General features: G+C 72.5%; 12 protein-coding genes. 7 read left to right on the top strand and 5 right to left on the bottom strand.

Annotation, left to right across the window (positions count from 1 at the left end; genetic code table 11):
* Positions 1 to 77: 77 nt before the first annotated feature.
* The 6 genes from ACLJQZ_RS14700 (at position 78) to ACLJQZ_RS14675 (ending at position 6,767) form a co-directional block, all read left to right on the top strand.
* Positions 78 to 638, top strand: a complete 561-nt coding sequence (locus tag ACLJQZ_RS14700; protein ID WP_410620557.1) for a YbaB/EbfC family nucleoid-associated protein — start codon at positions 78 to 80, stop codon at positions 636 to 638.
* 11 nt (positions 639 to 649) lie between these two features.
* Complete coding sequence (locus ACLJQZ_RS14695) at positions 650 to 958, top strand: type VII secretion target (RefSeq protein ID WP_247057704.1); 309 nt, start codon at positions 650 to 652, stop codon at positions 956 to 958.
* On the top strand, positions 958 to 4,920 hold the full coding sequence (locus ACLJQZ_RS14690) for a hypothetical protein (protein ID WP_410620556.1): 3,963 nt from the start codon (positions 958 to 960) through the stop codon (positions 4,918 to 4,920). The genes ACLJQZ_RS14695 and ACLJQZ_RS14690 overlap by 1 nt, the downstream gene beginning before the upstream one ends.
* Positions 4,907 to 5,344 carry a hypothetical protein gene (locus tag ACLJQZ_RS14685; protein ID WP_410620555.1) on the top strand — a complete coding sequence of 146 codons (438 nt, stop codon included), beginning with the start codon at positions 4,907 to 4,909 and terminating at the stop codon, positions 5,342 to 5,344. Before ACLJQZ_RS14690 ends, ACLJQZ_RS14685 begins: the two co-directional genes overlap by 14 nt.
* Positions 5,345 to 5,396: 52 nt before the next feature.
* The gene (locus ACLJQZ_RS14680) at positions 5,397 to 5,819 is read left to right on the top strand and encodes a hypothetical protein (RefSeq protein WP_410620554.1); all 423 of its coding nucleotides are present in this window, start codon (positions 5,397 to 5,399) and stop codon (positions 5,817 to 5,819) included.
* 90 nt (positions 5,820 to 5,909) lie between these two features.
* On the top strand, positions 5,910 to 6,767 hold the full coding sequence (locus ACLJQZ_RS14675; protein ID WP_410620553.1) for a ferredoxin: 858 nt from the start codon (positions 5,910 to 5,912) through the stop codon (positions 6,765 to 6,767).
* A 5-nt stretch (positions 6,768 to 6,772) separates the two neighbouring features.
* On the opposite strand, the gene ilvA is transcribed toward ACLJQZ_RS14675, so the two are convergent.
* Positions 6,773 to 7,975 (bottom strand): threonine ammonia-lyase, encoded by a 1,203-nt coding sequence (gene ilvA, locus ACLJQZ_RS14670; RefSeq protein WP_410620552.1) that lies wholly within the window; start codon positions 7,973 to 7,975, stop codon positions 6,773 to 6,775.
* 94 nt (positions 7,976 to 8,069) lie between these two features.
* Between ilvA and ACLJQZ_RS14665 the strand changes: the two genes are divergently transcribed.
* The gene (locus ACLJQZ_RS14665; RefSeq protein WP_410620551.1) at positions 8,070 to 8,342 is read left to right on the top strand and encodes a hypothetical protein; all 273 of its coding nucleotides are present in this window, start codon (positions 8,070 to 8,072) and stop codon (positions 8,340 to 8,342) included.
* A 108-nt stretch (positions 8,343 to 8,450) separates the two neighbouring features.
* Here the strand turns inward: ACLJQZ_RS14665 and ACLJQZ_RS14660 are convergent, their stop codons facing one another.
* From ACLJQZ_RS14660 to ACLJQZ_RS14645, 4 genes are all read right to left on the bottom strand, one after another.
* The gene (locus ACLJQZ_RS14660) at positions 8,451 to 9,608 is read right to left on the bottom strand and encodes a cystathionine gamma-synthase (RefSeq protein WP_247057719.1); all 1,158 of its coding nucleotides are present in this window, start codon (positions 9,606 to 9,608) and stop codon (positions 8,451 to 8,453) included.
* 53 nt (positions 9,609 to 9,661) lie between these two features.
* The gene (locus tag ACLJQZ_RS14655) at positions 9,662 to 10,123 is read right to left on the bottom strand and encodes a hypothetical protein (RefSeq protein ID WP_410620550.1); all 462 of its coding nucleotides are present in this window, start codon (positions 10,121 to 10,123) and stop codon (positions 9,662 to 9,664) included.
* Positions 10,124 to 10,159: 36 nt separating this feature from the next.
* On the bottom strand, positions 10,160 to 10,552 hold the full coding sequence (locus ACLJQZ_RS14650; RefSeq protein ID WP_326944377.1) for a hypothetical protein: 393 nt from the start codon (positions 10,550 to 10,552) through the stop codon (positions 10,160 to 10,162).
* 404 nt (positions 10,553 to 10,956) lie between these two features.
* Positions 10,957 to 12,435 carry a hypothetical protein gene (locus ACLJQZ_RS14645; protein ID WP_410620549.1) on the bottom strand — a complete coding sequence of 493 codons (1,479 nt, stop codon included), beginning with the start codon at positions 12,433 to 12,435 and terminating at the stop codon, positions 10,957 to 10,959.
* Between the last annotated feature and the right edge of the window lie 86 nt (positions 12,436 to 12,521).

Raw genomic sequence — 12,521 nt, 5'->3', positions numbered from 1 at the left:
TGGCGTGTTTCCGCGCGGACCGGAACCAGGGGCGGCTCCGATCCGTCAGTGTGGAGACGTCGAGAGGGAGGGCCGGGATGCCGGACAGCGTCGACGCGAGCGACGAGATGATCGACAACTGGACCAAGCGGCTCGAGGACAACGCCGCCCGGTACCAGGCGCTGGCCGATCGCATGCAGGGCCAGACGGTCACCGAGCGGTCGAAGGACGGCCTCGTCACGGTGACGGTCGATTCGCGCGGGCTGTTGAAGAACCTCGTCATCGCGGAGTCCGCCGCCGGCGCCAAGCGGATGGCCGAGGTCTCGGCGCAGGTGATGCAGCTGGTGCAGCGCGCGCAGGCGCGGATCCCGGAACTGCTGCAGCAGGCCATGACCGAGACCACCGGCACGGGTGACCAGGCCGCCGTGGAGATCGTCCGCGAGGCGCAGAGCACGTTCCCGCAGCCGCCGCCGGAGCCCGAACCCGCGTTCCCGGAACCCGACCGCGTCCGCCGGTTCCTGCCCGACGACAACGAAGAGCAGCCGCCGCGCACTCCGCCGGCACCACCGCAGCCGCCGGCACCGCCGCAGCAGCCCCGGCGCCGCCGTCCGGCCGACAACGACGATGACGACGACTTCGGCGGCCCGATCCTTTCCTGAGGGGGAAAACCGTGTCAGACGTGGAACTCAGCACCGACCTCACCGCGCACGCCAAGCAGCTGGACGCCATCGGTGACGGGCTGCAGCAGGCCGTCGACGCGGCGAACCAGGTCAGCATGCCGACGGACGCCTACGGCATCCTCTGCCAGCCGTTCCGGATGCTGCTCGACCCGGTGGAGCAGTACGGGATCGACGCGCTCAAGGACGCCGTGCAGGCGATGACCGCCGTCTCCGGCAAGGTGCGCGAAGCCGCGGCGGCGTACCACACCTACGAAGCCGGGGTCGCCGACGATCTCACCAAGTCCACGGACGGTGCGTGATGCCCGAGGGCAACCCGCTCGTCGCGGACGCCAAGCAGGACCCCGACGGGCCGGGCGCGCTGACCGCCGGCAACGGCGACTACGGCTGGGCCGGCGGCATCGGCCTCGCCGAGTCGTCGATGGACGCGTTCAACGGGATCAAGGACGGCGACTGGGTTTCCGGTGGCCTGGGCGTGCTGAGCCTGGCCGGCGAGATCGCGGGCGCGGCCGTCGACCCGTTCGGGTACCTGATGTCGTCGGTGGCGTCGTTCCTGATGGAGCACATCCAGCCGTTGAAGGACATGCTGGACTCGCTCGCGGGCAACCCGCCGGTCATCCAGTCGTATGCGGACACCTGGGGCAACGTCTCGAAGGCGCTGGGCGAACGGAAGACCGACTTCGACAACGCGGTCAAGACGGGCACCGCGGGGTGGCAGGGCGCGGGCGCCGACGCCTACCGCAAGTTCGCCACCGAGCACAGCGACGCCCTGTCCGGCGCGGCGACGGTCGCCGGCGCGATCAGCACGGTCACCATGATCATGGGCCAGGTCGTCTCGTTCGTCCGCGAGACCGTGCGCCAGCTGATCGCGGACCTGGTCGGCAAGCTCATCTCCTGGGTGATGGAGGAAGCCTTCTCGCTGGGCTTCGGCACGCCGGTCGTCGTCGCGCAGGCGTCGGCCGCGATCGCCAAGTGGGGCAAGAAGATCGGCGACCTGCTCAAGAAGCTGACCGACACGATCCGCAAGGTGTCGCCGCTGCTGTCGAAGCTCGTCGACATCTTCGAGAAGATCGCCAAGGTCTTCGGCAAGGTGCTGGGCAAGGTCAGCGGCCTGGACGGACTGAAGATCAAGGAAGGCGGCTTCGTCCACAAGGTCCCCAAGGGCGAGGGAGGCGTCCACGCGAGAGCCCACGGCGGTGCGGAGGACTCGCCGGACGGCTCTTCGGGCGACTCCGTTGGCAGCCATGGGGATTCGGACTCGCCGAGTGCGGACCCGATGAACACGGACTCCTCGCCCGACACCGGCTCCCGCCGGAGTCCGAGCCGCGAGGAGCCCGGTTCCCCGAACGGCGACAGCGCCCACGCGGGCGACGGCGACACATCGGCGAGCGACGGGGGCTCGCCGACCGGGGACTCGAGCCCGTCGACGGCTCGCGGTGACTCTCCCTCGCAGGCGGGGAACACCGGCCCGTCGACCCGCGCGGGCGACAGCTCGCCCTCGCATGCCGGGGACGGTTCGCCTTCGCACGCCGGGGATTCCAGCCCCTCGGCACGCACCGGTGACAGCTCGCCCTCGCATGCCGGAGACTCCAGCCCGTCCGCGCGGGCCGCGGACAACAGTCCCTCCACGCATGCGGGCGACAACACGCCTTCCCGCGCCGCGGACGGTTCGCCTTCCCACGCCGGGAATTCCAGTCCCTCTGCACGCGCCGGGGACAGCTCGCCCGCGCACGCCGGAGACTCCAGCCCCTCCGCACGCGCCGCAGACAGCTCGCCCGCGCACGCGGGCGACAACTCGCCTTCCCACGCTGGGAATTCCAACCCCTCGGCACGCGCTGGCGATAGTTCGCCCACGCACGCGGGCGACTCCAGCCCCTCCGCACGGGCTACCGACAGCGGCCCCGCACCGACGCACTCCGGGACACCCGGCCACGCCGGCTCGGGGAGTCCTGCACACTCGTCGCCCGCTGGGCGGGCCGACGGGCCCGGCTCGCACGTCGGTGGGGACAGCCCCAGCAGTGCCGTGCCGCCGCGGGCCGACGGCACCACCTCCGCCAGCGGTACCGCTCCCGCCCCTTCACGCACCGGCGATCCGGGAGCCCAGTTCCCGTCGCCGCGTGGTGGGGACGGTGCCGCCTCCGGTGTTCCGCCGCAGGGTGGCGCGCCGATGAGCGGGGGCATGCCGCCCGGTGGCGGACCCGGCGGCGGCGGTGGTCCCGGCATTGGTTCCCCGCGCACGGGCGGCGGCTGGACCGGCACCCCGGGCAGCCCCGGCGCGCACTCGCCGCACGTCGACGCGCCCGGGCGCCCCCGCACCGGCGACGACGTTCCCGCAGGTCGCCCCCGCACCGGCGGCGACCTTCCCGACGGACGTCCACGGCCCGGCCGCGACCTCCCCGAAGGGCGGCCTGGTGACACCCCGCGTCCGCGCACCCCGGACACGCCCGCGCCGGCGGCCCGCGGCTTCGGGCCCGGCACCCACGGTCCCGACACCCGCCCCGGTGGCCACGCCCCCGGCACCCGGCCGGGCGGCCCCGGGCACACCGGCCCCGGCGGTCCGCACAGTCCCGAAAGCCATGGCCCGCGCGAAAACGGCCCACACGAAAACGGCCACCACGACCCGGACGGTGGCCCGCCCCACCACGGCGAGCCGCTCAGCCCGGACGAGGTCAACGCGCGGCACGCCGAAAGCACGCCGGCCGGCAGCTCGTACCACGCCGGCGACCCGGACATGGGCGACCTGCCGCACCGCGTGCAGCCCGATCCCGACGGCCGCTACACCGTCGACGTGCACGTCACGCCGGACGGCCACGCCCGCATCGGCGACCGGCTCTACACGCCGGAGGAGTTCGCGGATGTCTTGCGCCGCAACGGCGACTACGACGGCCGGCCCGTCCGGCTGATCGGCTGCGACGCGAGTTCCAACGACTTCGCGCACCGGCTTTCCCGCGAGCTCGACACCGAGGTGATGGCCCCGACGAAGCCGGCGTGGACCGACGCGCACGGCCGGGTCTTCTCGTCCGACTACGAAATCGGCCCGGACGGGAAGATGCGCCCGCGCATCCCGCCGGACGGCGAGTGGAACACCCACCACCCGGACGGCACGGCCCACCGTGCCGGCGACGACGGCTTCGCGCCGGACAGCCACCACGGCGACCCGCACGACGTCGACGCCGAGAGTGCCCGGCACCGCGGCGAAGGCGACGAAGACGGCTCGCCGTCCCACGCGGACGAAGACGACGACGAATTCGACTTGGACGGTTGGGGCGAGCACGAAATCTCGCCCACGGACCCGAGGTACGACGAACGGCTCGTCGACTTCGACCGCCCCGGGCACGAGCACCCGCACGACTCGCCGGCCAACCCGTACCACCGGCCGCCCGACTCGCCGCAGACGATCGAGTCCGGCCCGCGCCCGCGGGACCGCACCACGCCGGGCGACTTCTCGACGCCGGTGCCCACCCAGCCCCGGGTGCTCGGCGACGTCGAGCTCAAGCCCGACACCGAATACCGGGTGGTCAACAAGACCAAGACCGGGGAGATCGCGTCGGAGACGCGGTTCTTCACCGACTCCGAGGGCAAGGTCAAGTGGGTGGAGTGCACGCCCGGTGGCGGCCGGACGGCCGACGGCGTCAAGCTGCCCGCGAACCCGGACTTCAACTACCCGCTGCTGCCCGACTGCCAGTACCGCGTCGACAACTTCAACGACCCGGCGAAGAAACTGGACTACCACACGGATGCCCGTGGCCAGACGGACGCCGCGACGGGGCAGCCGGAGTACCGCGAGTCGAACGAGGACTACCGCGACGCCGGCGGCCGGTTCACCGGGCAGGGCCGCGCGGGCCACGAAGGCCAGAACGCCTACCGCGGCGACCCGGACCACGGCGAAGTCCGGTGGGCGGGCGGTCACCTCGTCTCCACCGAAGGCGGTGGCCCCCCGGGGTACGGCAACATGCACGGGCAGATGGCCGCGTCCAACAGCGGGCACGCCCGCGACGGCTGGGATCCGCCGGAAACCTGGCGGCGCCAAGAGGAACAGCTCGCCTCGTACCACAACCCGCCCGACCGTGAGGTCGAACTGCTGCAGGTGAGCACGCCGCGGCGGGCCGACGGACTGTCCGAAGAGGACGTCATGCGGTGGCGGGTCACCGAGGTCGACCCGGAGACGGGCGAGCGCGTTTCCCGGGTGTACGAGCGGGTGTTCGTCAACGTGCCGGAGAACATCGACCCCAACGCGACGGTGAGGCGTTATGGCGAGCCCTGATGAGCTGGTCCCGGCGATCTTCGACGCGGTCGGGCTGGCGCTGCCGCCGAACTGGCGGCGCGTCACGTTCCGGGTGTGGGCGACGGTCGTGGCGTACCAGACCGAATTGACGGTCGCCATGGCCGACGGCAGCTCGCCGGAGGTCGCACCGCCCGCGGTGACGAACCTGATCGCCGCGCTGCGCGAGGTGATGTACCAGCCGGGCCGGGGCACCTGGTTCTCCGCGAGCTTCCGGCTGCGCGCGGGCGAAGAGCCCGAGGCGTCGTTCAACTACGACCAGGACCCGCGGTGGTTCCCGGAGCTGCCGCCGGTGGCGTTCGCCCGCGACGTCGCGGCTTTTCCTCGCGCGGACGAGCGGATCCCGGACTGGCTGCGCGCGGTGCTGGCCGACGCGGCGGCCGTGACGGCGGCGCCGGAAGACTAGGGTCACCAGGACGAATCTCCCACCGGTGAACGAAAACGGAGGACCGGACAGCATGACGCTGACCCCCATCGAGCAGAACGAGCTGCTCGGCGAGATCGCCGAGTCGCTCATCGCGGCGGCCCCGCCGAACTGGCAGCGGCTGGTGTTCGACTTCATGGCCGTCGGCAAGCACGTCGACGTCGGGCTGGGCGCGGCGCTGGACAACGGCGTCCGGCAGCCGGTGCCCGCGCCGCGGGAAGTGTCGAAGCCGCTGGCGAAACTGCGCCGGGGGATGTACGCCGACGGCCTCGGCACGTGGTACTCGATGGACATGGTGATCGACCGGCCCGACCGGTTCCAGGCGCGGTTCAACCGCGACGACGAGCCGCCGTTCCGGACCCCGCCGGCGCCCGAGCAGTACGCGCTGGACCAGGAGCGCTACCCGCGCACCCCGGAAAACACCCCGCCGTGGTTCCGGGCGAAGCTCGGTTCGTGACCACGGCCGGAGGGCTCGAGCGCACCCGCGTGCCGGACCGGGCGCGGGCCGGCGAGACCGCTCGTCAGTGAACCCGGAGGGGGATGAACCGTGAGCCAGCCACGAGGACCGTTGCGGCCGGAGCAGCAGCATGAGCTCGTCCGGCAGATCGGCGCGGTGCTGACGGGGCAGGTGCCACCGGGCTGGCGGCAGCTGCGGGTCGAGTACCGCGCCGCCGGGCGGCACATCGAGGCCGATCTGCTGGTGACCGCCCCGGACGGGCTCCCCCGGACGTTGCCGCCGCACCCGGAGGCCGTGCGGCTGCTCGGCGTCCTGCGGGCGGGCATGTACCAGCCCGGGCTCGGCACCTGGCTCGGCGCGGTCCTCGTGTTCGACCCCGGCGGGCCGGCCGACGCCGACTTCGGCCGGCCGGACCTCGAACCGCCGTTCCGGCACCAGCCGCCGCCCATCGGTTTCCAGGACGAGCTGCGGTTCTTCCCGCGCGCCGACGAGCAGATCCCTGGCTGGCTGCGGGAGCGGGCCGGCCTGCCGACGCCGGCCCCGGCCCCGCAGCCGCTGCTCGGCCCGGACGAGAAGGTGCGCACGCCCCGCGTCCACGACGGTCTCGACGCGTCGGGCCGGCCGCTCATCCGGCGGCCGCCCCTCGTCCCGGCCGAGATCGAGCGGGTGCTGGCCTACCTGGAGGCGGCGCCGGTCATCCTGGCGTCCCGCAGCAACGGCGCCGACGTGTTCGCGCCGGAGCGGACCGACGCCGTGCCGATGAACTTCCGCACCGACGGGGCGTGGGCCTGGCCCGGCGCCGTCGGGTACTACCTGCGTGAGCACGGAGTACCGCCGGATCCGGACCTGGTCGCCCACATCCGGGCCCGGCGGTTCGCCGCGCCGTCGGAGGTCTCCGCCGAGGCCACGGTCCTGGCGCTGGCGGCGATCACCGGCGAGCGGCAGTAACAGCCTTAGACGACCGTGTAACCGGCGTTCGTCAGCGCGATCTCGATCTCCTTGCAGTGCTCGGGACCGCGGGTTTCCAGCGCCAGGGCGACGTCGGCCTCGCCGAGGTCGAGGCTGCCGGAGATCCGGGAGTGCTCGACGTCGAGCACGTTCGCGCCCTGCCCGCTGACGCACGACAGCACGCCCACGAGCGACCCCGGCCGGTCCGGGACCCGCAGGTGGAGCCGCAAGTAGCGGCCGCCCGCGGTCATGCCGTGCTGGATGATCTGCAGGAGCAGCACCGGGTCGACGTTGCCGCCGGAGAGGATCGCCACGACCGGCGGCTCGAACGCGCCGGGGTGCTGCAGCAGCGCGGCGACGGTGGCCGCGCCGGCGGGCTCGACGACCAGCTTGCGCCGCTCCAGGCAGAGCAGCACCGCCCGCGAGAGCGACTGCTCGGACACCGTCACGACGTCGTCGACCAGTGACGCGACGTGGGCGAAGCTGACCGGGCCCGGCTCGCCGACCGCGATGCCGTCGGCCATGGTCGACGTCTGGCTCAGCCGGACGGGCGCGCCCGCGACCAGCGACGGCGGGTACGCGGCGGCCTCCTGGGCCTGGACGCCGATGACCTTGACGTCCGGCCGCACGGCTTTGACCGCCGAGGCGACCCCGCCGACCAGCCCGCCGCCACCGGTGGCGACCAGGATCGTCTTGACCCCGGGCACCTGCTCGAGGATCTCGAGCCCGACCGTGCCCTGGCCGGCGATGACGTCGTGGTGGTCGAAGGGGTGGATGAACACCGCGCCGGTCCGTTCGCCGAACTCGATCGCGGCGGCGAGGGTCTCTTCGAGCAGCGCCCCGTGCAGGTGGACCTCGGCGCCGTAACCGCGCGTGGCGGCCAGCTTGGGCAGCGGCGCCCGCAGCGGCATGAAGACCGTCGACCGGGCGCCGAGCAGCGACGACGCGAGCGCGACGCCCTGCGCGTGGTTGCCGGCACTGGCCGCGACGACGCCCCGCGCGCGTTCCTCGTCGGTGAGGCCGTGGATGCGGGTGTAGGCGCCGCGGATCTTGAACGAGCCCGTGCGCTGCAGGTTTTCGCACTTCAGGTGCACCGGACCGCCGTGGAGCCGGCGCAGGTCGCGCGCGTGCTCCATCGGCGTCACCCGGGTCACTCCTTTGAGGAGTTCGCGGGCGGCCTGGATCCGCTCGATGGTGACGAGTTCCATGAGCCGGATGATGCCACTCAGGAGATCCACAGGTTGATCGGACCGGGAGCCGGGTACTCTTGGCGTGTCAACTTGCGGTAAACAGGGAGCAACCATGGCACGGGGGAAACCCGCGAACGCCGCTCGACGGGCGCGCGCCACCCGCTCCGCCGGGCTGGTCCCGCTCGTGATCGGGCTGGCGTCGGCCGCCGCCCTCACCGGAGCCGCGTACATCACGGTGGACAGCGCTTCGTGCGCGTCGCCGGCCCAGTACATCCGCCACGACAGCCACGTCGAGCTGGTCGGCGGCTGCGTCGACGGCGCGGACCTGCCCGCCGCCGGCACCCCGAAGTCCGGCACCGTGGTGCACGGCAACTACAACCCCTGACCTGCGCTCATCCCGAACGCCCCAATGTGGCGTTGGGTGCATCCAACGCACCCAATGTGGCGTTCGGTGCATCCAACGCACCCAACGCCACATTGGGGCGCTTGCGTCTCAGCCCAGGGCGGTCAGCAGGTCGGCGACCAGGTCGGTGCCGTCTTCGATGCCGACCGAGAGGCGCAGCAGGTCCGCCGGGACCTGCAGCGTCGAGCCCGCGGTGCTCGCGTGCGTCATCTTGCCCGGGTGCTCGATCAGCGACTCGATGCCGCCGAGGGACTCAGCAAGGATGAAGAGCTTCGTGCGCGCGGCGACGTCCAGCGCCGCCTGCTCGCCGTCGACGTGGCTGAACGAGACCATGCCGCCGAAGCGGCGCATCTGCTTCGCCGCGATCTCGTGGCCGGGGTGCTCCGGCAGGCCCGGGTAGTAGACCTTCGCGACCTTCGGGTGCTTCAGCAGCGCCTGCACGACCAGCTCGGCGTTGTCGCTGTGCCGCTCCATCCGCAGGGCCAGGGTCTTGATGCCGCGCAGGGTCAGCCACGCGTCGAACGGGCCGGGGACCGCGCCGGCGGCGTTGCGCAGGTAGAAGAACTGCTCGCGCAGCTCGTCCTCGTTGGTGACGATCGCGCCGCCGACGACGTCGGAGTGACCGCCGAGGTACTTGGTGGTCGAGTGCAGCACGATGTCCGCGCCGAGCGACAGCGGGTTCTGCAGGTACGGCGTCGCGAAGGTGTTGTCGACGACCAGGCGGGCGCCGGCGTCGTGCGCGACCCCGGCCAGCGCGGCGATGTCGGCGATGCCGAGCAGCGGGTTGGTCGGCGACTCGCACCAGATCAGCTTGGTCTCGGGCCGGATCGCGGCGCGCACCTCGTCGAGGTTGCCGAGGTCGGCGACGGTGTGCTCGACGCCCCAGAGGCTGAGCACCTTGTCGATCAGGCGGAACGTGCCGCCGTAGGCGTCGTTCCCGAGCACGAGGTGGTCGCCGGGGCGCAGCGTGCTGCGCAGCACCACGTCGGACGCGGCCATGCCGGACGCGAAGGCGAGGGCGTGCCGGCCGCCCTCCAGCGAGGCGAGGGCCTCCTCCAGCGCGCTGCGGGTCGGGTTCGCGGTGCGCGAGTACTCGTAATCGCCTTCGCGGGTCCCGCCGACGCCGTCCTGCGCGTAGGTCGAAGTCTGGTAGATGGGCACGATCACCGCGCCGGTGCGGGGGTCGGGCTTCTGACCGGCGTGGATCGCGCGGGTCTCGAAGCCCAGTTCGGAGTAGTCGTCCACCATCCCTTCAGCGTACGGCCCGGGCCGTACATTCCCGGCAGGTGGGATGGCTCTCGTCACTCACGTCCAGTGACCGGGAGGCCGCACCAGCGGGCGGTCGGCGCCGCCGCCGAAAGGACCAGCGTCGCGACGGCCGGGGGCAGCACCAGGACCAGCGCCAGCACCCCGCCCGCCGCCAGGTCACCGGGGCCGCCGAGGTCGACGTACGCCAGCCCGGTCGCCGCCAGCAGCAGCGACGTCAGCGTCGCGACGATCGCCGTCGCGCTGCCCGCGATGCAGCCGAGGCGGCCCAGCGGGTCGTGGCGCAGCAGGAGGACGCCGCCGGGCAGCAGCACCGCCGTGAGGAGCAGGTCGACCGCCGCGTGGACGGCCGTGCGGGGCGCGTCACCCGGGAACCGGACCAGCGCGACGACGTCGAGGAGCAGGCCGGCCAGGTAGAGCAGCCCGCCGAGGACGGCGAGGGCCGCGGCGGCCCGCGCCGTCCGGCCGGCGACGGAGGTGAGCGCGGAGAAGATCACGCGCCGAGGATAGGGCCACGGCGGGTGACCGCGCGATCACCAGCTCTCGGACGTGTACGCGCCCTGGCCGGTGAACACGGGCAGCGTGGGCGTGCGGTAGCGCAGGTAGCGGAACGTCGGCGGCAGGAAGGCCAGTACCAGCACGAACACCGAGAGCCCGGCGAGGCCGACCCGGTCGACCATGGCGAGGCCGCCGTGGGTGAACATCGCGTCGACGAACCGCGACAGCGGCACCCCGGCCGACAGCGGCTCGGTCAGCAGGGCGCCGATCGCCAGCAACGCGCCGAGCCCGAGCAGGACCGCCCCCGCGGTCGCGCGGAACAACGTCGCCAGCGAGCCGAGCAACAGCACGAGCCCGGCGAGGAGAAACGCGCCGAGATCCACCAGCACCAACGCGGGCAGCATGCCGAGACTGAATTCGGCGGGCATGTCGAGAAAGATCTTGACCGGCACGAAACCGGCGGCGACCGCGGCCGGCAAACCGAGCAATCCGGCGAGAACGGCCGTTACTCCGGACGGCCTAGCGGATGAATACGAATGCGAATGAGCTACCGGGTAACCGATCGGACCGGCCACGAATCCCCCATCGACAGAACACGAACATCGGCGCTCAGCCTAGTCTGCACCTGGGGAAGTAGTCCTAAAAAATATCGGAATTCGGCCAGACGGCGGAACCCAAGATCATTTTCCTGCGCTAGAGGCAGAAATCCTGTCACGCGATCACGGCGCGCGATTCACCGACCGCTTGTCCTATTCGGACAATTGCACGCCCCGCTATAAATGCAGCGTGCCCCGGAGCCGAATTGGCTCCGGGGCACGAAAACGGTGTTCACTCACCACTGCTGCGGCGGCTGACCGAACCCTCCGCTGGGCGGACCCTGCTGCTGCGGCGGCTGGCCCCAGCCCTGCGGCGGCTGACCCGGCTGCTGGCCCGGTTGCTGCGGGTAGCCGTGCGGCGGCTGACCCGGCTGGCCGAAGCCACCCGGCTGCTGCGGCTGCTGGTGCGGCGGCGGGAACCCGCCACCCTGCGGCTGCGGGAACCCGCCACTGGCCGGGTTGGGGCCGCCCGGCTGGCCGTAGCCCGGGGGCGGGCCGTAACCCTGCGGCGGCTGACCGAAGCCCTGCGGCGGCGGACCGGGCTGCCCCGGCTGGCCGAACCCGGGCTGCTGCGGGCCACCGAAGCCTTGCGGCGGACCGTCGAAGCCCTGCTGCGGGCCACCGAAGCCCGAGGGCGGACCGCCGAAGCCCTGCGGACCCGCCGGCGCGGCAGCACCGTCGCCGAGGCCGACGAACTGCTTGGTCGCCGGGAGGAGCCCCAGCACGCCGATCGCCAGCACGAAGATCCCGGCGACGAGGTAGAGGGCCTGGCCGTTGCCGAACTTGATCGTCGCGCCGTCCGGCACCTCGATGCTCAGCTCGATCATGATCAGGATCGCGAAGATCAGCAGCACCGCGCCGCCGCCGACCGCCAGGAACGAGGCGATCTTGTTCTTCAGGAACGTGAACACGGCGGCGCCCAGCGCGGCCAGACCGCCGACCAGCACCAGGATGTAGTAGATGGTCAACGCGCCGGGCGAGATGTACTGCCCGGCGTCCTTGGCCGCCTGGATCTGCTGGTCGGTGACCTTGCCGACCGCGTCGGAGTACGTGGTGAAGTCGCTGTCGAACATGTCGACGAAGAAGAACACCACCGCGAGCAGACCGAAGATCGCGAGCAGACCGGCCGCGATGTAGCCGAACAGCGGGTTGCCGCCGCCGGCCGGCGACGCGCCGAACTGCTGCTGCGGCGGACCCCCGAACTGCTGCTGGGGACCACCGAACCCGGGCGGCCCGCCGAAGCCCTGCGGCGGCTGGCCCGGCTGGCCGAAGCCGCCCGGCTGCTGCTGCCCGTAACCACCCGGCTGGCCGTACCCACCCTGCTGCTGGCCGAACGCCGCGGCCGGGTTGTCGGCCGCGCTCGGCGGCGGGTTGTACGGGATCGCCGGCGGCGGCTGGGATCCCGGCGGGACCAGCTGCGTGGAGTCCGCGACCGGGGCGTCACCGCCGGCCGGGTCCACCCACTGCGTCGCGTTCGCGTCGACCGGCGGCAGCGCCTGGGTCGCGCCCGCCCCGCCCTCACCCGGCTGGGCGGGCTGGACGACCTGCGTCGGTTCCGGCGTCTCCCCGAACGGGGAACCGCCTTGTGGCTGCACGACCTGCGTCGGCTCCGGACTACCGAACGGGTTGTCCTGCTGCGGATGGGGGCCACTCGGCGGGCCCTGAGGTGGCTGGTTGCCACCCCACGGCTGGTTCGGTGGCTGCGGTGCACTCATGTGGGTCTTGAACCCCCTTGACGAGGACGCGAAAGTGTTCTATTTGCGCCCACGCTATCGGATCACCCGGCAGGGCGCTCGTAACG

Origin of the sequence: Amycolatopsis sp. cmx-8-4 (assembly GCF_046548675.1) — a bacterium.
Taxonomy (GTDB): domain Bacteria; phylum Actinomycetota; class Actinomycetes; order Mycobacteriales; family Pseudonocardiaceae; genus Amycolatopsis.
This window is presented reverse-complemented; position numbering and strand designations above follow the sequence as displayed.

Coding starts and splice junctions, on each gene's coding strand:
- ACLJQZ_RS14690 (WP_410620556.1), top strand. CDS start 958: ATGCCCGAGGGCAACCCGCTCGTCGCGGACGCCAAGCAGGACCCCGAC.
- ilvA (WP_410620552.1), bottom strand. CDS start 7,975: ATGGAACTCGTCACCATCGAGCGGATCCAGGCCGCCCGCGAACTCCTC.
- ACLJQZ_RS14685 (WP_410620555.1), top strand. CDS start 4,907: ATGGCGAGCCCTGATGAGCTGGTCCCGGCGATCTTCGACGCGGTCGGG.
- ACLJQZ_RS14660 (WP_247057719.1), bottom strand. CDS start 9,608: ATGGTGGACGACTACTCCGAACTGGGCTTCGAGACCCGCGCGATCCAC.
- ACLJQZ_RS14680 (WP_410620554.1), top strand. CDS start 5,397: ATGACGCTGACCCCCATCGAGCAGAACGAGCTGCTCGGCGAGATCGCC.
- ACLJQZ_RS14700 (WP_410620557.1), top strand. CDS start 78: ATGCCGGACAGCGTCGACGCGAGCGACGAGATGATCGACAACTGGACC.
- ACLJQZ_RS14650 (WP_326944377.1), bottom strand. CDS start 10,552: ATGCCCGCCGAATTCAGTCTCGGCATGCTGCCCGCGTTGGTGCTGGTG.
- ACLJQZ_RS14645 (WP_410620549.1), bottom strand. CDS start 12,435: ATGAGTGCACCGCAGCCACCGAACCAGCCGTGGGGTGGCAACCAGCCA.
- ACLJQZ_RS14665 (WP_410620551.1), top strand. CDS start 8,070: ATGGCACGGGGGAAACCCGCGAACGCCGCTCGACGGGCGCGCGCCACC.